This is a genomic window from Treponema vincentii, from assembly GCF_010365865.1.
Lineage (GTDB): Bacteria > Spirochaetota > Spirochaetia > Treponematales > Treponemataceae > Treponema.
This window is the reverse complement of sequence record NZ_CP048020.1, coordinates 740,755-761,145: the sequence shown is the minus strand read 5'-3', so window position 1 is coordinate 761,145 and position 20,391 is coordinate 740,755. Positions and strand designations below refer to the sequence as shown.

General features: G+C 47.3%; 15 protein-coding genes and 1 pseudogene. 9 read left to right on the top strand and 7 right to left on the bottom strand.

Annotated features, from left to right (window positions below; translation table 11 throughout):
• Nucleotides 1-5 precede the first annotated feature (5 nt).
• From oppB to GWP43_RS15365, 4 genes and pseudogenes are all read right to left on the bottom strand, one after another.
• Nucleotides 6-937: pseudogene (gene oppB / locus GWP43_RS03525) on the bottom strand (oligopeptide ABC transporter permease OppB).
• Between the two features lie 272 nt (nt 938-1,209).
• Entirely contained in the window at nt 1,210-2,040 is an 831-nt protein-coding gene (locus GWP43_RS15375; RefSeq protein ID WP_330997096.1) for a peptide ABC transporter substrate-binding protein, read from the bottom strand.
• A complete protein-coding gene (locus GWP43_RS15370) occupies nt 1,976-2,164 on the bottom strand; it encodes an ABC transporter substrate-binding protein (protein WP_330997095.1) in 189 nt (62 codons plus the stop codon). Before GWP43_RS15370 ends, GWP43_RS15375 begins: the two co-directional genes overlap by 65 nt.
• Entirely contained in the window at nt 2,074-2,814 is a 741-nt protein-coding gene (locus GWP43_RS15365) for a peptide ABC transporter substrate-binding protein (protein ID WP_330997094.1), read from the bottom strand. The genes GWP43_RS15370 and GWP43_RS15365 overlap by 91 nt, the downstream gene beginning before the upstream one ends.
• Nucleotides 2,815-3,061: 247 nt before the next feature.
• On the opposite strand from GWP43_RS15365, the gene GWP43_RS03515 reads away from it, so the two are divergent.
• The 3 genes from GWP43_RS03515 to GWP43_RS03505 all read left to right on the top strand — a co-directional run bounded on the left by GWP43_RS03515 (nt 3,062) and on the right by GWP43_RS03505 (nt 6,492).
• Entirely contained in the window at nt 3,062-3,967 is a 906-nt protein-coding gene (locus GWP43_RS03515) for an alpha/beta hydrolase (RefSeq protein ID WP_162662748.1), read from the top strand.
• A gap of 2 nt (nt 3,968-3,969) precedes the next feature.
• Nucleotides 3,970-5,214, top strand: coding sequence for a peptidase U32 family protein (locus GWP43_RS03510; protein WP_162664730.1), 1,245 nt, complete (start codon nt 3,970-3,972; stop codon nt 5,212-5,214).
• Between the two features lie 84 nt (nt 5,215-5,298).
• Complete coding sequence (locus GWP43_RS03505) at nt 5,299-6,492, top strand: ZinT/AdcA family metal-binding protein (protein WP_162662746.1); 1,194 nt, start codon at nt 5,299-5,301, stop codon at nt 6,490-6,492.
• 80 nt (nt 6,493-6,572) lie between these two features.
• On the opposite strand, the gene recG is transcribed toward GWP43_RS03505, so the two are convergent.
• Together recG and GWP43_RS03495 are read right to left on the bottom strand one after the other, a co-directional pair.
• Entirely contained in the window at nt 6,573-8,732 is a 2,160-nt protein-coding gene (recG, locus tag GWP43_RS03500) for an ATP-dependent DNA helicase RecG (RefSeq protein ID WP_162662745.1), read from the bottom strand.
• A 224-nt stretch (nt 8,733-8,956) separates the two neighbouring features.
• Nucleotides 8,957-10,900 carry a right-handed parallel beta-helix repeat-containing protein gene (locus GWP43_RS03495; RefSeq protein ID WP_162662743.1) on the bottom strand — a complete coding sequence of 648 codons (1,944 nt, stop codon included), beginning with the start codon at nt 10,898-10,900 and terminating at the stop codon, nt 8,957-8,959.
• Nucleotides 10,901-11,557: 657 nt separating this feature from the next.
• Between GWP43_RS03495 and GWP43_RS03490 the strand changes: the two genes are divergently transcribed.
• The 6 genes from GWP43_RS03490 to GWP43_RS03465 all read left to right on the top strand — a co-directional run bounded on the left by GWP43_RS03490 (nt 11,558) and on the right by GWP43_RS03465 (nt 18,524).
• Nucleotides 11,558-12,769, top strand: coding sequence for a substrate-binding domain-containing protein (locus tag GWP43_RS03490; protein ID WP_162662741.1), 1,212 nt, complete (start codon nt 11,558-11,560; stop codon nt 12,767-12,769).
• A 303-nt stretch (nt 12,770-13,072) separates the two neighbouring features.
• Nucleotides 13,073-13,510 (top strand): PD-(D/E)XK nuclease family transposase, encoded by a 438-nt coding sequence (locus tag GWP43_RS14465; RefSeq protein ID WP_230978005.1) that lies wholly within the window; start codon nt 13,073-13,075, stop codon nt 13,508-13,510.
• Nucleotides 13,507-14,100, top strand: coding sequence for an Rpn family recombination-promoting nuclease/putative transposase (locus GWP43_RS03480; protein WP_230978004.1), 594 nt, complete (start codon nt 13,507-13,509; stop codon nt 14,098-14,100). The genes GWP43_RS14465 and GWP43_RS03480 overlap by 4 nt, the downstream gene beginning before the upstream one ends.
• 224 nt (nt 14,101-14,324) lie before the next feature.
• Nucleotides 14,325-15,818, top strand: a complete 1,494-nt coding sequence (locus GWP43_RS03475) for a sugar ABC transporter ATP-binding protein (RefSeq protein ID WP_162662739.1) — start codon at nt 14,325-14,327, stop codon at nt 15,816-15,818.
• A 57-nt stretch (nt 15,819-15,875) separates the two neighbouring features.
• Nucleotides 15,876-17,618, top strand: coding sequence for an ABC transporter permease subunit (locus GWP43_RS03470; RefSeq protein ID WP_162662737.1), 1,743 nt, complete (start codon nt 15,876-15,878; stop codon nt 17,616-17,618).
• 327 nt (nt 17,619-17,945) lie between these two features.
• Nucleotides 17,946-18,524, top strand: a complete 579-nt coding sequence (locus GWP43_RS03465) for a hypothetical protein (protein WP_162662736.1) — start codon at nt 17,946-17,948, stop codon at nt 18,522-18,524.
• A gap of 91 nt (nt 18,525-18,615) precedes the next feature.
• Here GWP43_RS03465 and GWP43_RS03460 read toward each other — a convergent pair whose 3' ends face one another.
• Nucleotides 18,616-20,373 carry an ATP-binding protein gene (locus GWP43_RS03460; RefSeq protein ID WP_162662734.1) on the bottom strand — a complete coding sequence of 586 codons (1,758 nt, stop codon included), beginning with the start codon at nt 20,371-20,373 and terminating at the stop codon, nt 18,616-18,618.
• Between the last annotated feature and the right edge of the window lie 18 nt (nt 20,374-20,391).

The following is a 20,391-nucleotide window of genomic DNA, read 5'->3' as shown; positions in this document are numbered from 1 at the left end:
TAACCTCACTTATATGAAATGCGGGGATCGATAACCGCATAGAGAATATCAACAACAAAATTCATCAAAATCAAAATGATGGAATACATAACCACCGTTCCCATAATCAGCGTATAGTCGCGGTTAAGCGCAGACTGTACAAAGAAGGTACCGAGTCCGGGAACCAAGAATATTTTTTTCGATAACAACGGAACCGGTGATAATACCGGCGAACGCGGGGCCGAGATAGCTGATAACCGGCAGCATTGCCCCCTTTAAGGCGTGTTTAAAAAGAACGACGGGATACGAAAGACCCTTTGCATACGCCGTACGGATATAATCCGAACGCAGCACCTCCCAACACACTGGCGCGAGAAAGGCGGGCAATGTATGCAAAATACGGTAATGACAGCGCAAGAGCCGGCATAATAAGCGTTTTAAGCCCCTGACGGCCGGTAATCCAGCCGGAGGTCGGCAGCCATTTTAATTTTACCGCAAAAAGGAGCATTAACAACGGGCCGACAACAAAAAGCGGTACCGAAATACCGATAACCGCTATGGACATCGACGCATAGTCGGCAATGGAATTCCGCTTTACCGCAGAAACAAGCCCAACCAGCAAACCGAACACAAGAGCGCTGCAAAGAGCGGTAATACCGAGAATAAGAGAATTCGGCATCGTATTGCCGATTAAGTCATTGACAGTGTAATCTTTATATCTGAACGACGGGCCGAGGTCTCCTCGCAGCATATTCCCCAAATACCGCACATACTGCTTGGGCAGCGGTTCATCCAAATGATAGACTTTATTGATGTTTGCGAGCACCTCAGGCGGAGGATTTCGTTCAGCGGAAAAAGGGCCGCCGGGCGCAACTTTCATGATAAAAAAGCTGAATGTTACAATTAAAAAAAGCGTCGGAATCAAACTGATTAACCGGCGTATGATAAATCGAATCATGCTTCCCCCAAAATTTGTATATGTTTACGGAAGCATTGATAGGATAAAAAAATGAGTACACCGATTGCATCATGCATTATGCTAAACCGGTATCCTTGCGAATGATATCAATACTCCATACTCACATTTTTTAATTTAAAGAAGCGCGGGGATGTCTCAAAAACCGGTTGCTTTTTCGCCACCCCCAAGCTCCTGCAGCGCCGGCATGATCCGTTAAAATCAACCGGCGCGCTTGAGACATCTTGAAACTTCAGATTCCAAGAGCGGTCTCATTATTTTACTTTCTTAATACCGAAATACGGATGAGCATCCTGCGGATTATTGTACCAGCCATCCCACTTTGTCGTATCGATAAGACTCTGGCTGACATACGAATAGATCGGCAACATCCCCTGATCTTCAGTCAAAAGCACTGCTTCCGCATCATGCAGAACTTGGAAACGTTCCGCCCCACCTTTCATAGTAGCGGCTTTGCGCACCAATTCATCAAATTTGGGATTGCTGTATTCTCCATCGTTAATGCCGTGACCGGTTTGGAATATCTCCAAGAAGTTGTTCGGATCCTGATAGTCGCCGATCCATCCTGCGCGAGAAATATCAAAATCATGCTGATGGCGTATATCGAGGAACGTTTTCCATTCGTAGTTCTGAATCTTAATGTCGATACCGAGGTTCCGCTTCCATGATTCTTGGATATATTCGGCAATAAGTTTGTGACTTTCAAGCGTGTTATAAATAACCGTTAGAACAGGAAAGCCTTTTCCGTCAGGATAACCTGCTTCTGCAAGCAACCGTTTAGCTTGTTCGGGGTCGAATCCCGCACTTGCAGCGGGCGTATAACCTGCCATCGGAGGCACCATCGAAAGGGTTGCAATCTGCCCTCCTTTGGTAACTTTATTCACGATCTCTTCACGGTCAAATGCCATCGACAGAGCTTTACGCACGCGAGCATCCTGCAGCGGGCCTTTTTTTACGTTAAGGATGTAATAATAAGTACCGAGTTGAGGCGCAACTTGATAATCAGGATGCTGCTTTACCTCATCCATGCGGGGAACAGGCACGCCGTAAGACCAATCTATTTCTCCGGCCTTGTATTTTTTCAAACGCCGTATTGCTGTCTTCGATCGGTAAGAATGTTATGCGAGAAAGATGGACGTTCTCTTTATTCCAATACTTTTCGTTCGGTACAACGGTAACCTTTTCCTGCGGTACCCACGATTCAAGCACGAAGGGGGGCCGTTTCCGACAAAGTTACCGGGTTTAATCCAATCGGTGCCGAATTTTTCAATTACATGAAGCGGTACGGCATTAAAGGCATAGTGCGCAATAACATCGATCGCATAGGGTGCAGGACCGGTCAGCTGTACTTCAAATGTCATATCGTCCACAGCTCTGATACCGACAGCCGATGCATCAGCCTTACCGGTATTGAAGTCTCCCGCTCCCTTTACGATTAAGGTAATCATATTAGCATACTGAGACCCTGTTTCGGGAGCAAGAGTCCGTAGCCATGAATCAACAAAAGTCTGTGCAGTAATCGGTGTACCATCGCTCCATTCCGCTTTGCGCAGGTGGAAGGTATAGGTCATACCGTCTTCGCTGATATCCCACGATTCGGCGACGCCCGGTATCGCGTTTGCGGTTTTGGGATCGTACGTTACCAAACCTTCAAACAATGCCAGATTAATGCGGTGTTCGGTCGTCCCTTGAATCTTTGCGGGATCCAAACTCTGCGGTTCGGCACCGTTACCGATAATAAATTCGGCACCGGACGAACCGGCTGCTGAAGTTTTTTCACCGCTCTGCCCGCCGCAGCTTGCTAAAATCAGCGCGACGCTTACCAAAGCAGTTAATAAGCATACCATTTTACGCTTCATACTCTACTTCTCCTTTTAAGTTATAGTGAGTGATATTATTTAATTATACACAATCTTTCTGATATATCAAGTATATTTATACAATAAATCCGGAAAAACCGTATATTTTTGCATTTTTCTACCAAGACAAACGCATCAGACACTTTTTTGAATATCCCACAGAATAATGAGGCTGTTCAACCAGAATAACGCCAAGGAATTGCCATATAGACTAGCATTATAAGGGAAGATTCTATATACTACCCCGATGGATGGGACAAATTCATTACGTCAGATTCAAAAGTCATTCAAAAAGGCTCTCTATTCTCCTAAAATACCATTGAGTACCATTCGAGAAGAATACGACTCCTTTTTTTATACGCCGTATCTACCAAACAATACGGATATAACACGCGAGACAATCGGTTCGGTGCCGGTAGAGATATTAAAGCCGGAGGTAGCGGCGGCAAACCGTGTCATTCTTTATGCGCACGGAGGTGCTTTTGTTAACGGTTCGTGTAAGGCTTCGAGGAACTTTTGCGCTTCGTTTGCTCATGAATGCGCGTGCACATTGTTTTTGCCGGAGTACCGCCGTGCGCCGGAATATCCTTTTCCTGCCGGCTTGGAAGATATCTTTATTACATATAGAGGCATGCTGAAAAAATATGCTTTTTCTCCGGAATCGGTCGTTATTGCAGGGGACGAGGCGGGAGCAAATTTGGCAGCCGCACTTGTTCACTATTTAAAACAGAAAAAGCTGCCGCAGCCTGCCGCACTCGTACTCATTTCGCCGTGGCTGGATGTTTCATGCTCAAACGAAGAAATACATACGTTACAAAAATCCGATAAATTCTTGCTAAAGGAATCGTTTCAAGCGGCAGCCGGACGCTATACGACACCTGATAATTTGCAGAACCCGCTGGTATCCCCGCTGTACGGTTCCTTCGCCGATTTTCCGCCGGTTTTTATTCAGTGCGGCGGTAAAGAGCTCTTTTTAGCGGATGCGAAAGCGCTCGTACAGAAGATTGAAGCGGCCGGTGGACAGGTGCAGTTAGATATATGGCCTGAGATGTGGCATTTCTTTCAGGCAATGGACGCACAGGCAAAAGAAGCTCACTTAGCGGTAGAAAAACTGGGGCAATGGGTGCAGTCTCTTTTTATTGAGGAAGAATAATGATGGAATTGGTAGCCCCTGCCGGAAATCTGGAAAAACTGCACTACGCATGGGAATACGGAGCGGATGCCGCCTATATCGGTCTCAAAAACTTTTCGTTACGGGTAAAAGCAGATAATTTTTTTACCGACGAATACAAAACTATCAGCGCACTGAAAGAGCATTATGCAAAACAGGGAAAATCAAAGAAACTGCTCTGCGCACTGAATATTTCTTTCCATAATGAAGACATTAAGGCCTTTTTGGCGGAAGCCGATTATTTTAAGCTTTATCCCATCGACGCCTTTATTGTTCAAGATGTCGGAATGGTTTCCGTACTGCGCAAACATTTCCCCGATACGCCGCTCCACCTCAGTACACAGGCAAACTGTATCAACTATGAAGCGGTGCGCATCTACCGCGATCTGGGGTTTAAACGTGTGGTACTCGGCAGGGAGGCCTCGCTCGCCGATATTGCCGAAATAAAAGCGCACGTACCGGAGATGGAGCTTGAATGCTTTGTGCACGGCGCGATGTGCATTGCGTATTCGGGGCGGTGCCTTATCAGCGCATACCTTACCGGCCGCAGCGCAAATGCCGGCGCCTGTACTCATTCCTGCCGCTGGGACTATTCGCTCGCCGTTGAAGAGAAAGAACGCCCTGGGGAATACTTTCCCGTAGAAGAGGGCGACGGCTATACGGCGCTTTTTTCATCTAAAGACCTTTGCATGATAGACTACCTTACCGACCTGAAAAAGGCGGGAGCCGATGCGCTTAAAATAGAAGGAAGAATGAAAAGTCTCTATTATACTGCGCTCGTTACCCGCGCCTACCGGAAGCGGATTGACGCCTTATTCGGCAAAATCTCTCCTGCCGAAGCGGAGCCCTTTGTGAAAGAGTTGTACAATACGGCGCATCGTGCGTTCGGTACCGGCTTTTATTTTTCAAAGGATGATGCAAATAAAACAACCCGTGGGGAATCCAAGTCACCGTATATCATGGCCGGTACCATCGGGAAAGAGCTCGGCAACAATCGCTACGAATTCATATCGATGAATAAGATTACCGCAGATATGCCGCTTGAGTACATCGGCCCCGACATCTGCGCAATCGAAGACCGCAATTACACCCTGCTCGACCCCGAAACCGGCACCGCCCGCGATTGGGTATGCCATGGACATCCCTGCATTATCGAAACGAACATCCCGCTGCGCAGCGGCTTTATTGTGCGTACGAAAAACCGTGAAAATTCGGAAACGATAGAATAGTCCATTTTATTCGTGAGATATTGTTAGAAATGATTGACATTTTTCATAATTCTTGTTAGTATAGGCAAACATCAGGAGGTTTAGATGTTATCTAAAAAACATATCGTATACGGAGCGGCGGTATTGCTGCTTGCCGTATTTTTTACCGGATGTAAATCGACATCTGCAGCTGCAAAGCTCGAAGCGGGAAATGAACTTTCTGCGTGGAAGGGCGAATGGCAATCCTTTAGCGCGATTTCCGGCGCAACTCAGTTGAACGACGCATATAGAATGCAGGCGGAAAAGATGCCGTACTATACCGAAGACGGATTAAAGGCGGCGGTTTCCGATATGTTTGCAACACCTATCGTAAAAGCAAAGTTTGACGGTTCCAACACCGTACTGTTTACCGTAATGGACAAAGACGGCAACGAAAAACAAATCCCGTGCGAATACCGTTATACCGGAATGAAACCCATGCAAGGGTTTGAAGGCCATTCATGGTATGCATTTGAAGCGATCAAACCGGTGCAAGGCTTAGCGGAAGCGCAATATTTTATTATCGTACCTCCGCATCGAGATTCCGAAGACAGCTTATTGCACTGGCATGCACGGTTCGGCAGCAGAGACATTAAGTCACTGGTAGAAAGCGATCCGCTCTGGTGGCCAACCTACGCCGATATGGCAGTCTCGCATGAAAACCTGTTAAAAGAAATGACCGATACGATTAAGGAAGTTGCGGAGATGTTACCGAAAGCGCCTCTTATGCCGTATACGGGTAAATGGGTCAACACTGCGCTGATCTACGACGATCCTCGTCCTGCCGTTCAGGAAGCGTATGCAAAGCTCATTAAAGAATTTTCCGGCAAAAAAGACGGCAGCGACTTTACCAAAGAAGAAATCATTATGATGGCAAAGAAAAACTACGGTACCGCTTCCGACTTTACGCACCTTGAATTCGTTACCGGAAACGATAAGAACGAAATGGTTGTATGGAAGGGTATGACCGAAGTTTCGAGAGTTGCTTACAGTCGCGACGGCGCTAATAAACTGCGCGCTACGGCAAATGCATTTGTTGCTTCCGACCGGCAAAAAGCGGGAAAATTCGCCTTTTTGTCTATGACAACGCCGCACGGCAGTCCCGCGCACATGCATGTATGGTACGGTATGAAGCCGAGCGGAATCGAAAAGACGGACGGTAAAAAGCCGACCTGTATTCCGGCAGACAGCTCTGAAGAGCTTGTTGCAAAGCGCGTACTCGATACATGCCGTAAGCTTTTAAAAGAAGCGACAAAATAACCTGATGAAGAGTAGGAATTTATTTCTCCCAAAATAAGTTTTTGAGCGGTCTTATATGTCCCCATAAGGCCGCTCTTTTTTTATTCGGCAGTCTTTGTGCTTTCCCGTTGCGTTAATCCGCGCTGCGCGGCAAGCATTTCGAAGGCGGCAATGCGAGCTTTTTCCAATAGCGCAAAGTCGCGGATGGGATCGGCAAGTTCAAAACCGCAATAGCCGGACTGCTCAATGCCGCCGATGTCTCCCGGCCCCCGCAGCTTTAAATCTTCTTCCGCAATAACAAACCCGTCAGTCGTGCTTGCCATCACCTTGAGCCGCGCCATACCGGTTTCGGTGATATTTTTCCCATAGAGTAAAAAGCAATAGGATTGCTCGCTGCCCCGCCCGATTCTGCCCCGCAGCTGATGCAACGCCGAAAGGCCGAAGCGGTCGGCGTGTTCGATGACCATACAGGTCGCGTTCGGCACATCGACACCGACTTCAATAACGCTGGTAGCCACAAGGATGTGAATAGCGCCTGAACGAAAGTCCTGCATAATAGCCCGCGCTTCGTCCTCCGGCACCTTGGAATGCAGGAGCGCAAGCCGGTGATGGGGAAAATCCCGAGTCAGCTCTGCGAACATATCTTCCGCCGATTTTAGGCTGAGCGTATCCGAATCTTCAATAATCGGGTACACAAAATAGGCTTGCTTTCCGGCAAGGATATCCTGCCCGATAAAATAATACACTTTTTCGGCCTTGCTCTCGGGAGCAACGTATGTAATCACCGGCTTACGCCCGGGAGGCATCGTTTTGATGACGGAAATATCGAGGTCGCCGAACATCGACAGCGCAAGCGTCCGCGGAATGGGGGTCGCACTCATCATCAAAAAATGCGGAGCCTTTTTTCCGCTGTCGATGCCCTTTTGGATAATTGCAGAGCGCTGGAGTACACCGAAGCGGTGTTGCTCGTCAATAACGACCATACGCAGGTTTTTATACAGCGTCTGTGCGGAAAAAAGGGCGTGCGTACCGATGATGAGGTCGATATTACCGGAGGCAAGCTGCTGTAACAGCTGAGAGCGTCCCGCCGCTTTGAGGTTACCGGTTAAAAAGGCGAGCCGTACGCCGAGCGGTTCCAAAAGCTTTGCCGCGTTATCGGCGTGCTGCCGTGCCAGCAGCTCAGTCGGCGCCATCAGCGCCGCCTGTCCGCCGCCTTCTATCACTTTTAAACAGGCTAAAAATGCAACAAGGGTTTTTCCCGAACCGACATCGCCCTGAATAAGGCGGGCGGCGGGCGCCGTTCCGTCGAGGTCGGCGTTAATCTCTGCGGTAACGGCTTGCTGGTCTGCGGTAAGCGTAAACGGCAGGCGCGAGAGCAGCTCCTTTTGCAGCGGGCTGTAAGCGTACTGTAACGGCTCCGCCGATTGAACCGCACCTTCCGAAGCGCCAGCCTGCACCGCTGTTGCTTGCCCATCTCCTGTTGCTTGACCGTCTCCGTTCGCTGTCTGTGCAGAAAATACACTCCCCTGCCCTTTTGCCCCCGGCGTACGCGGCAACACACCGCGCCGCTCAAGTGCACGCATACCGACAGCCGCTTCATAGATGAAGAACTCTTCGAAGATAAGCGCAGTGCGGGCGTTTTCCGCCTCCTGCATGGAAGCGGGGCGATGCATTGCAAACAGCACGGTTCTTTTATCGGGGTAGCCATATTTATTCAATACATCGGCGGGAAGCTCGGAATCGATTCCCCGCACATACGAATTAAGCGCCTGCTCAATGAGCTTACGCAGTTTTGTCTGTGTTAATCCCTGCGTCAGCGGATATACCGGCAAAACACGGCGCTCCGCCGTATCGTATTGTTCTATATCGAACGAACTCGATTGGATAGATCCGTATTTAACGGAAAAACTTCCGTAGACCAGCGCCTTTGTACCTTCCGGAAACGATTTCTCTAAAAAAGGCCGGTTAAAGCACGCCAACTCACCGCGAGTTCCTTCCGAATCGCAGACAATCAACTTGAGCGTTTTCATACGCCCGTAGCCGAACCATTGCTGATCCATAATCGTTACCGGAACATTCAATTTATGAAATTTATTCCATTCGCTGAGCGTATTATACCTACTACGATCTTCCCATGCGCGCGGCCAGAGCCGCAGTAGATCACCGACCGTCGAGACTCCCAGCCGGTTCAGTTGTTCAACAGTTGTTTTCCCCGCCCCATACAGATTTGACACGGGCGCTTGAATTTCTCCAATCAGCATGGGGGCAGTATACCACAAGAAAAAGCCTTACGGCGAGATGTTTCGTTATATAAGGGAGCAAATGCATCATAGTGTTTTTATCGGTGTCGATTCTTTATAGGGGTAAACGATATTCGACAATTGGTAGTATACCTTGATGAACGCCGCCGTGTACATTTGCTAACGGCGAGTTCTTGCAAAGCAAAATCTCGCTACTGCTTATACCCACGGACATCCCTGCCCGTTCAGCTTGGGCTAGTTTCCGATAGATTGGAAAGAGTCCCCTCGATATTCTTTATAGCATTGTTGGGATTGGAGCCGTTATTGTGTATCTTGCCTCTCTGCCAGCTAACAGTGCCGCCATTTATATACAACGCGGTTCCGGCAACATCTACTCTTGCGGGTATTGAGTTCCCATGATTCAGTATTTCGGGGCTTTCGTCGTTGCTTTTGCCGGTTTCTCCGATAGTCAAGGGACCGCCCCCACAAAAAATCCCCATACCTCTACAGTCACAGAATTTCGACGCATGCGGTGCACATTGATTGTTTTCTATTACCGTATGCCCTTTAATAATGGTAATAGAACCGGGTTTAGCGCTGCAAGCTAAACCGCAACCTTTGGCTTCTAAGCGCAGCTCCGAACCGGTTTTGGCACTCATATCGATGACGTTATCGGAGATAGTACAGCCGTCGATTACCGCCGTATAGGGGCACCACGGCAGACTGATACCGCCACCTGACGAATCTGCAATGTCACCATCATCTTGAACGGTATTATTTTCGATTCTACAGTTTATCATCGTAAGGTGCTTGTTCCCTGTGCCATGGTCGTATCGTATTCCTCCGCCGTGCGCTTTACTGATACAGTCTTTAACCGTCACATTGATAAGCGTCAGATTTGCGTTTGCCGACGCCCAAATACCGCCGCCTCCTGATCCCACTTTATTGGCAGCTACAGCATCCTTGCCGCGTTTTAACGTAAGGTCTTTCAGCGTAACGTCAACAGCGCCCTTTACCGTAAAGATACGGTGCGAAGCTGCAATGTTCGGACTCGATGCCGGCCCAAGATGCCGCGCGTCAAGGATGGTGGGCTGATTACTGCCGGGCGCCCCCTGAATGGTTAGATTTTTTGATATTTCGATATGGCCGTGGTTGCCAGAGGCGGTTGTCGCATTAATAGTGCCGCTTAAGGTTATCACGCCGCCGGCAGCAACATCCGTCACTGCCTTCCGTACCTTTTTCCATGCTTCGGAGGAACCGCTCGTGTCCACACTATATCCGAGCGTATGCGTCTCTTTTGCATCCGACATTAAGTTTTTTCTATCGGCGAGCCGTATGCGGTAGGTATGGGGTAACGCGGCTGTAAGATCATACGGCTTTATATCCGTTCTAAGGTACACGACCCACTGACCGGAGGGCACCGCGTAAGAAGAGTCTGAAAACAAAGGATCGACGTTTGCGCGCGATAACAGTTTTCCGTCTGAATGCGTTATGTCAAAACCCGTACCATTTACGCTTATCGGAATGGTCTTTTCCGTTCCGCCGTCTTCTGTAACGCGAAGCGCAACGATATCCCCATGCAGCTTGTCGCCGCTGTTTACGGGATCAAGTATGTTGGTACCGTTAATTTCACAGCACACGACATAACATGGGGTCGGATCCGTACTTTTCGCTATTGTTATCTTCGTAATCTCAGGCGGCAGGGTGTTGACCATTATATTTGTGCTGAAAGTTTGCGTAAACGGTCTTCCGTCATCGCTTTTCAGCGTAATGACCGTCCCGATATCGGCGGTACCCCATTCATACTTTTTTAAAAAGCTGCTTTTATACCTCAACTCCAAGGTATCGGGAGCACTTTGCATGAGTGTATAATCCGTACCCGGCGACGGCGGAGACGACAGACCGGGAAAACGGATAACGGCTGCCGCATCCAAGACAGTAGTCGGCGTGACAAATTTAAATTTTTTGGGATTTCGCACCGTCAGTATGACCGTTGCATCACGATCCGAAGGGAGACACGCAACGCCTACATCGTTTCTATAGTATTTCGTATTGATCTTAAAACCGGTAACGGCGGCTTCCGATGACCAATAACTTAAAAACTCCTCAATATCAGCAGCATACGGCTGACAACAGGCAAAGATAAGGCTGAAACTGATCACCGTTATAAAAGTAATAAACTTACGCATAGCGTTTCTCCTTAATACGCACTATGACAGAAGTTACAAGAAAAGACAATATCATGAGCAGGGGGCTACAGGGATGCCATCGTTCAGAAATGTCCGTCCTTGTACATTCTTGGGCTACGAGTTTGTAGGCAAACTCGCTTCTGTATGGAACCACGGACATCCCCGCCCACGAATGTACATCCGTGTACATTTGTGGGCTACGAGTTTGCAAGCAAACTCGCTACTGCTCAATTTCACGGACATCCCTGTCCGTTCTGAAAAGCCTTTCACCGTTAGCTTTTTTGAAAATAGCCTGTCCGGAAGTGTACATCCGTGTACATTCGTGGGCTACGAGTTTGCAAGCAAACTCGCTACTGCTCAATTTCACGGACATCCCTGTCCGTTCTGAAAAGCCTTTCACCGTTAGCTTTTTTGCAAATAGACAGGATAGATACGAGGCGCGAGCACAAATTAACCGCAGGCGTATCTATGATACGTTGAGGATTAATTTGTGCGCAGCAACGAAGTAGATACCTGTCTATTTGCAAAAAGTAAAAAAGGTTTTGAAAATTTTATACTTATATAGTATAATACGCAATTGTACGGAGATTTAACTTCTGCTGCTTAAAGAGCACAGTTAAAGTTAAATACCGACTTATTTTGAGGAGGCAGATATCTATGAACTATGTTTCAAAAGTATCTCACAAAGTTGTATTGGCTGTGCTGGCGTGCAGCCTCTTGGTTCTTGCAGGCTGCGGCGGAAAAACCGCTGCTACTGCCAACAAGGATAAACCGCTCGTATTCTTTAACCGGCAGCCGTCTGATCCGACAACCGGTGAAATCGATATGACGACGATGAACTGGAACGACAAGACCTACTATGTCGGTTTTGACGCTGCAGGCGGCGGAGCCGTTCAGGGGGCATTGATTGTGGAGTTTCTTGCAAAGGCTGACGCTTCGATCGACCGCAACGGCGACGGCGTGTTAGGCTATGTACTGTGCATCGGCGACGTTGGCCATAACGATTCCAAGGCGAGAACGGAAGGTATCAGACGGGCACTCGGTACATGGGCGGGTTCCACCGATCCGGGCGTTGTGCAGGAAGGTTCCATCACCATCGCAGGAAAGACCTTAAAAGTTGTTGAGCTTGAAGGAAAGGCAATGACCGGAACCGATGGCTCTACATGGAACGCAAACGCCGCAACTGAAGCAATGGGCGGCTGGGCAACCAAATTTGCAGACCAGATCGACATGGTTGTTTCCAACAACGACGGTATGGCAATGGGCTGTTTACAGGCTTCAAACTACCCGGCAGGTGTTCCGATTTTCGGTTATGATGCAAACGCAGACGCGATCGAAGCAATCGGAAACGGCAAACTCTCGGGAACCGTTTCTCAGAACGTAGACGCACAGGCGACCGCAACGCTGCAGGTATTACGCAACTTGCTCGACGGTTTAACCGGAGAAGACGTATACACTAAAGGTATCTCCGTTGCCGACAAATACGGCAATAAGATCACCGCACCCGTACAGTATTGGGCAGACGTAAAAGCCGTTATGGCGGAAAACTCAGGCGTAAATGCCGAAAACTGGCAGAATTACTCCGGCGGCAGCCGTGACATGGGCATCAAGCAGACACAGGCGGACAAGAAAAAGGTGTTATTGACAATCTACAACTCTGCCGATAACTTCCTTTCTTCTTCGTATGTTCCGGCGCTCAAATACTATGCTCCGCTTTTGAACATCGACCTGACCATCGTACAGGGCGACGGACAAAACGAGTCCAGCTGCTTGGATCGCTTTACCAACCTGAACAACTTTGACGCATTTGCCGTCAATATGGTAAAGACCAACTCCGGCGCAGACTACACCGGCAAGCTGAAGTATTAATCATTGTCAAAGAATTGACCGCCGTGTCAATTCTTTGACGCGAGTTTTGGCTTTGCCAAAACTCGGCCTTTTCAGGTGTACACGGACGTTCGTTTCTGAACGATGGCATCCGTGGCGAACACGAGTTTTTTTGTTTTGCAAAAAACTCGCGCAAGGTACTTGACGTAAAAATAGTCGGAGGAACGATTACTCGATAAGTCAAGGCGTAGGAGCGTTTTTTGACCAGCTTACTTGTTTTATAATGGGGCATAACAGGTTGTTCATACCTCTTTTTTTGCTATAATAAAAACAGGGAATAAAATAATGGAAAAAGATTTTGACGAGCTCACTATAGCGGATGACTATATGTTCTATCGCGTAATGGAAGACACGGATATCTGTAAGACGCTGTTAAATAGAGTGTTACAGGGAAAGGTAGAAACAATCACCGATATAGAGCTGCAAAAGACAATTGACGATGCAGGACGAGCTAAAGGAGTCCGGTTTGACGTATGGGCTAAAGATTGCAGCGGACGTATTTATGACATAGAAATGTCGTTTTCCGATAGACATCCGTGTCTATCGGAAAACACGAGTTTTGCCGTTCGGCAAAACGTCGCTACTGCATGGAACCACCGCCATCCTTGGCGGTACTGTGATACATTTTCAGTAGCGGCACGGATGCCGCACGTATTAAGCAGAAGCGATGTTTCGATTTATCGAAACTCGCCGTCAAAAGTGTACAAGGATGTACACTTTTGACGAAAGCGGCGATTGATGTGAGCTTATTAGGAAAAAGTAAACCGTATGAAAGTCTTCCTGATACGTTTATTCTCTTTTTCTGCACCTTTGACTATCTCAAAAAAGCGCTACCGGTGTATACCTTTAAAACGATGTGTAGTGAAGATAACCTGATAAAATTGGATGATGGAATAACGAAGATCATTATAAACAGTCAAGCGGCGGCGTATGAGAAGAATGAGGAGTTGAAAGTATTTTTAGAGTACATGAACGGTAAGGTGAACAGCGATGACGAGTTTATCCAAAAGTTAGAGCACCGAATAAAAGAAGTAAAAGCAAATGAAGAGTTGAGGAGGGAGTATATGTTAGTAAATACCATTGAACGAGATGCTCGGAATGACGGATGGAAAGCGGGTGTTGCGCATGGACTTGCTGAAGGTAAATCCCTCGGACTTGCTGAAGGTAAATCCCTCGGACTTGCTGAAGGCGAAATACGCGGTTCCCGACAAGCAAAAGTCGAGACAGCAAAGAATCTTCTGCAATTCGGCTTATCCATTGAAAATATTGCCCAAGCGACTGGTCTTTCCAAAGCAGAGGTAGAAGCATTATAAAGTATCTCCGCTGTTTTTATGCCCTTGCAGTGAATAAAATAAACCGTGGAGGGCAGGTAAGCTTGGCTGTAGCCAAAACCTCACTTCTCTGACAGAATATCAGTACTGACAGAGATTATCAAATAATAAGATTAGTAAGTATAAAGAAGAAAAAAAAGTTGTTGAATGTACTGCACAGGGAGTTTTGCGCTCCGAAACCGAAAAAAACCATGTAAGGAATAGCTATGGAAGACACGGTACTTGAAATTAAAAATCTTTCAAAGTCTTTTGCTAAAAACAAGGTGTTGGAAAATATCAGTTTGACGGTGAAAAGAGGGGCGGTTGTCGGACTGATGGGAGAAAACGGCGCCGGAAAATCGACGATGATGAAGTGTCTGTTCGGGATTTATGCGAAGGACGAAGGACGCTTTTTCCTTGAGAATAACTTGATCGATTTTAAGTCTCCCAAGGATGCGCTGGAAAACGGCGTAGCGATGGTGCATCAAGAGCTGAACCAATGCCTTGACCGTACTGTGATGGATAATCTCTTTTTAGGAAGGTATCCTGTCCGGTTCGGTGCGGTGAATGAAGTGAAGATGCAAAAGGATGCGGATGCGCTGTTTGCGTCTCTTAAAATGAATGTGAATGCACGCACGATTATGCGTACAATGTCCGTTTCGCAGCGGCAGATGGTAGAGATTGCGAAGGCTGTTTCGTATAACGCGAAGGTTATCGTGCTGGATGAGCCGACTTCTTCTTTGACGGAACCGGAAGTTATTAAACTGTTTTCTATTGTACGGTCGTTAAGCAAGAAGGGTGTGTCTTTCGTATATATCTCTCATAAAATGGATGAGATTTTTCAGATATGCAGCGAGGTTGCGGTACTGCGTGACGGGCGGCTGACGCTGGCAAAGAATATCAATGACACGAATATGAATGAATTGATTTCGGCGATGGTCGGGCGTTCGTTGGAAAAGCGCTTCCCCGATGTGGATAATGAGGTCGGGGAGGATTATTTTGAGGTGCGGAATATTACGACCCGCTATGAACCTCAGCTAAAGGATATTTCTTTTACGGTAAAAAAGGGAGAAATTTTCGGGCTGTACGGGCTGGTCGGCGCGGGGCGGAGCGAGCTTTTGGAAAGTATCTTCGGCCTTCGCACTATTGCATCGGGCGAGATGCTCTTGGACGGTAAGAAGCTCCATTTTTCCAATGCGAAGGAGGCGATGGACTATAACTTTGCGCTGGTAACCGAGGAGCGGAAGTTCAACGGGATGTTCGGTAAAGCTACCATTAAATTTAATACCGTTATTGCGAATATTGAAACCTATAAAACATTCGGTGTGCTGTCAAACCGCAAAATGCAGGAGGCCGCCGACCGTGAAATAAAGACGATGCACACAAAGTGTGTTTCTGCGGATGAGCTGATTAGCGCATTGAGCGGGGGGAATCAGCAGAAGGTGATTATCGGTAAATGGCTTGAACGCCAGCCCGATATTCTGTTGCTTGATGAACCGACCCGCGGTATCGACGTCGGAGCTAAGTACGAAATTTATCAGCTTATTATCAATATGGCGAAAGCGGGAAAGACAATTATCGTTGTTTCGAGTGAGATGCCGGAAATTTTAGGCATTACGAACCGCATTGCCGTTATGTCGAACTACCGCCTTGCCGGTATTGTCGATACCGCTACCACCGATCAGGAAGCGCTGCTGCGGCTTTCCGCTCGGTACTTATAATTGGACAGCTGAACATCATTAAATATAATTGAACACGGAAATTTACCGGAGGATAGGATGAAAGATACACCCGAAAATAGCACACAGTACACGTTCACGCAGGAGCAAATTGCGCAGGCGGATACGGCAAAGCTCTTGGAGGAAGATGCCGTTCTTGCCGAGTATACGGATCGGCTCGACGCATTGCGCAAAAACGGAGTGAACAAGGTTTCCGCATTGACGCAGGAAATTGCCGCCGTACGAAAAAATAAATTGATAAGCGCCGAAGAAAAAAGCACCCGGATTGCAGCCTATCGTAAAGAGATTGAAGATGCTAAGACCGTTGCGGCGCGGCATAAAGATGAAGAAAAAGAGCTGACGCATAAAGCGATACAGCGGGTGAATGCGCTTTCCGATGCCTTTGAGCAGGAAGTAAAAAAGAATGAAAATGCAAAGGCGGCGCGGTATAAGCAGGAATACGCGGAGAAGGTGCAAAGCATTACGGAGGCGGCGGAGAAAAAGAAGAAGGAGATTACCGCCGCTTTTGCGGGCAAAACCTCCGAGGAAGAACGGCGGGAAGCGCAGCAGGAACTGACCGCTGCACACAATGCGTTTAAGTCCGCGCTTTTTGATGCGAAAAATCAGTATGAGGCAGCGCTCGGAAAATGTAAAACGGCAAAACATCAGGTGTATGTCGATCGGGTACAGAAAAATATCCATTTGCGCAACAGTAAAACCAATTTTGCCGAGGATTTTAAACTCGGCTTAAAGGATTACGCCTATAAGTTTACCCCCGCGCAGTTCTTTTTGGCAAACGGATTGTACATTGCGATTGCAATTTTCTTTGTGGTGTGTATTATCGTGGCTCCGCTGTCGGGAAGCGGAAATCTCTTGACAATTTCCAATATTCTAACGATTTTGGAGCAATCTTCGGTGCGTATGTTCTACGCGCTGGGCGTTGCGGGACTTATCTTGCTTGCCGGTACGGACTTGAGCGTCGGGCGTATGGTCGCGATGGGTGCCGTCGTTACCGGTTTAATTCTCCATCCGGGAACGAACATCGTAACATTCTTCGGTATGGGGCCGTGGGATTTTACCGCGCTGGCGATGCCGATACGGGTAGTGCTTTCGCTCGGAATTTCCATCATCCTCTGTGTGATATTCAGCGCTTTTGCGGGCTTCTTTTCGGCGTGGCTGAAAATTCACCCCTTTATTTCGACGCTCGCGACCCAGCTGATTATCTACGGTCTTTTGTTCTTCGGGACGAGCGGTACGCCGGTCGGTTCCATCGATGCCGGTATTAAGGACTTTTTCGGCGGCCGGTGGGAGCTTGGTGTTGTGGGCGGCGAATTGGTAACCTTCCCCAAGCTGATTATCCCTGCGGTTATCGCCATCGCGATTGCGTGGTTTATCTGGAATAAGACCGTACTCGGCAAGAATATGTACGCGGTAGGCGGCAATGCCGAAGCCGCAAGCGTGAGCGGTATAAGCGTATTCAAGGTAACGATGAGCGTGTTTATTATGGCAGGGATTTTCTACGGCTTCGGCGCCTTCTTCGAAGCGTTTAAGGCGAATGCGAGTGCGGGTACCGGACAGGGGTATGAGCTGGACGCAATCGCAGCCTGCGTAGTCGGCGGTATTTCGTTTAACGGCGGTATCGGCAAGCTGGAAGGCGCGGTGCTCGGCGTTATTATCTTTACCGGTTTGACGTACTGCTTAACCTTCCTCGGCATTGACACCAACTTACAGTTCGTGTTTAAAGGCTTTATCATCATCGCCGCCGTCGCCCTCGACAGCGTGAAATATTTGAAGAAGAAGTAAAACACAGGGAAATCGTACCAGACGCTTATATTGATATTCCCGCAGAATAATGAGGCTGTTCAACCAGAGTAACGTCAAGGAATTGACATCCGTGTCAATTCCTTGACCGCCGGTTTTTTCCAAAAACCGGTTTCTGCTACCACCCCTGCCATCCTTGGCAGTTCTAACTGCGGTTCAAATGCTTGCCCAATCTCCTGATTTTGCGATTTATATTTACTCGTCTGATACGTAATCGCATATTTTCAAAAGGTTGCAGTTTATAAAAAAATCGCATATACTTTTATTGTATGCTGCATCTACAAGGGCATATAATTTGGAGGAACAGGTATGGCAACAGTTAAAGCGATGGATCTTTTTGAAGCGTATGCAAAACAGAAACTGCCGATGGATCAAGGATATATTGTTTCATCGTTCTTTAAAGAAGATTCTGCGTACAGTATTTACGAGATCGTTTCCTATGCGACCCTAAAGGATATTTACCTAACCAGCAACGGATTAACTTTCCAAACAAACGGGAAAAAGCTTTTCCTGTTTGTTGAGCCCGAAAACTATCCGCATAAATCTATGGAACCCTATTGCCGTGAACGTGACTTTCAGGTACCGCTGCGATTTAAAGATTCAAATATCATCACTGCAAAGAATCAATCAAAGATTATTTTCAGCAAGGATCCGCAAGAAGCACTGTCTGCATTTACTATCGTAAAACCTACAGGTATAAACTTTGCTTTCCTGTTTTACCCACTCCCGGATGTATTTAAATCCATCGAACTGTTCTTTGAACAGACATTGAACAAGGAAGCCGGAATCCCGGTTCGCGATGCAAAAAATGCTGCAAAAGAATTCGCATTGTTAAGTTCAAAAGTATTAACATGGCCGAATCTTGAAGAGCAAAATGCCGGTAAATAATTGGATGTAAATCCAAACGGCTGCGTTATTGAAACGCATCTTAAACCGCTCTGAGTACGCTATTCGCCATTTGAATAGACCGGAGCGGTTTTTAATTTTCTCCAAGGAGTTGTTTTAATTCCTGTATCTCTGCAACCAGTTTTGAACGTGGAATATTTTGATATTGCTTGGGTAACATCTCTTTACTGGTACATTCGAGTACGGCAACTAAATTCTGTAGTTCAATATCATAGGGATACGAAGGCGGAATAAAATCATCGATTGTCTGTTCGATATCTTCCGTTATCAGCATCATGCGATTGTCAGCACTTGCATTCATTTTCGACCGAACCAAAATGGCTTCAATGTCCGCACCGGATACGGGAAATTTCAGTTTTTTGTTGATAATATTAGAAAAAGAAATATCTTTTGTTTTAATTTTCAGCTTCCGTTGCAGCGTTTCAAAAATCTCAACTTTTTCTGCCAGCGTTTCGGGGTAAAAAAGTGCCAAGTGCTCCTCTGCTCTCCCCTGCCGTTTTAAGTCTATCGGCAACAAATCGGGACGGCTGGTAATCAAAAACCAGATAATTTTTCCGCGGTAATCGGTGTTGCCCATAAAATTTGCAATTTGCGCAAATACGCGGGAAGAACCTGCCCCATCCTGCATTTTACGGTTTCCTAAAACGGCGTCGGCTTCGTCGATCATCACGGCAACAGGTGCCATCGCCCGCAAGATGTTCAACACTTTTTCCAAGTTCGATTCTGTTGTTCCCTGCCATTGCGTATGAAAATTTTTAAGCCGCACCATCGGGATACCGATCTCTCCGGCAAATGCCGAAACAAGGAAGGACTTCCCCGTACCGATCGGCCCGGAAATTAAATATCCCATCGGAAGTACATCGGTTCTTCCTTGTTTGAGCGCCTTCGCCATCGACTTAAAGCGCTTCTTTACAAATTCATGTCCCGCAATAAACGAGAGGTCATGCTCCGTTTCCAAAAATTCCAGCAAACCTCCCGCTTCGTTTTCGATAATCTCTTGCTTTTTTTTGCGAAGATATTCAAACGTGATCGGTACGTCTTCGTTATACGACTCTTTTGCCAGCTGATTAAGGTTCAATAAATTTAATCCCGACGTCAGTTTTCCTACCCGTTCAGCGTTGAGAAGCCGCTCCAACAACAATTCTTCCTTATTCTGCAAATACGTTAAAAAATGGATACGGATTGCTTCGGACGGGAGCGGGATAGCAACTTTTACTGTTGACGGAGAGGCAACAAGCCGGGAGTTAACGTCGGCAAGGTTCTCGGTCAGCATGACAACCGAAATATCTTCATTAGTAAATTGAGGATCATGCGACCATCGGTTCAGGGTAACCAAGCAGTAACGGTCAACCGCATCGAGGTTTCCGATTTCCTCCGCAGGGATAACCGTTTCCGCATAATCGATAATAAGCACCATTCTGCGGCCGCTGCCCATATTGAGCGTAAAATAGCGTTCAAGATACGCAAAGGCTTTGACGGGATCACGGGAATAAAAATCTTCGACGGGGACTTCGGGATACCGGCTGTGCATCGTCGCAATATAGGCTTGCTCCATCTCTTGCATACAAAAAGACACGCCGCTTGATTTATCGTAAAATACGATAATATCTTTATTGCCGAAAATAACTTCCGAAATATAATCCCATATCTTTACAAAAACAAAATGAGCACTTGCCCGATGGTTGTGCGGTAAAAAGTCACGGATATTGCCGTGCACAAAATAAAGGTTGACCGTTTCGGTACAATATTTGGTTGCGAGCTCCTGTGCCCACGGCGGTAAATCGTGGATAAGCTCGCTATTGTATTTTATCAGCTTTTTTCCCGAAGACAATTTCCCATCCCCCTCTTC

Bases quoted from the DNA above. Each gene is read 5' to 3' on its own strand.
- GWP43_RS15365 (WP_330997094.1), bottom strand. From the start codon at position 2,814: ATGAAGCGTAAAATGGTATGCTTATTAACTGCTTTGGTAAGCGTCGCG.
- GWP43_RS03515 (WP_162662748.1), top strand. From the start codon at position 3,062: ATGGATGGGACAAATTCATTACGTCAGATTCAAAAGTCATTCAAAAAG.
- GWP43_RS03510 (WP_162664730.1), top strand. From the start codon at position 3,970: ATGGAATTGGTAGCCCCTGCCGGAAATCTGGAAAAACTGCACTACGCA.
- GWP43_RS03505 (WP_162662746.1), top strand. From the start codon at position 5,299: ATGTTATCTAAAAAACATATCGTATACGGAGCGGCGGTATTGCTGCTT.
- recG (WP_162662745.1), bottom strand. From the start codon at position 8,732: ATGCTGATTGGAGAAATTCAAGCGCCCGTGTCAAATCTGTATGGGGCG.
- GWP43_RS03495 (WP_162662743.1), bottom strand. From the start codon at position 10,900: ATGCGTAAGTTTATTACTTTTATAACGGTGATCAGTTTCAGCCTTATC.
- GWP43_RS03490 (WP_162662741.1), top strand. From the start codon at position 11,558: ATGAACTATGTTTCAAAAGTATCTCACAAAGTTGTATTGGCTGTGCTG.
- GWP43_RS14465 (WP_230978005.1), top strand. From the start codon at position 13,073: ATGGAAAAAGATTTTGACGAGCTCACTATAGCGGATGACTATATGTTC.
- GWP43_RS03475 (WP_162662739.1), top strand. From the start codon at position 14,325: ATGGAAGACACGGTACTTGAAATTAAAAATCTTTCAAAGTCTTTTGCT.
- GWP43_RS03470 (WP_162662737.1), top strand. From the start codon at position 15,876: ATGAAAGATACACCCGAAAATAGCACACAGTACACGTTCACGCAGGAG.
- GWP43_RS03465 (WP_162662736.1), top strand. From the start codon at position 17,946: ATGGCAACAGTTAAAGCGATGGATCTTTTTGAAGCGTATGCAAAACAG.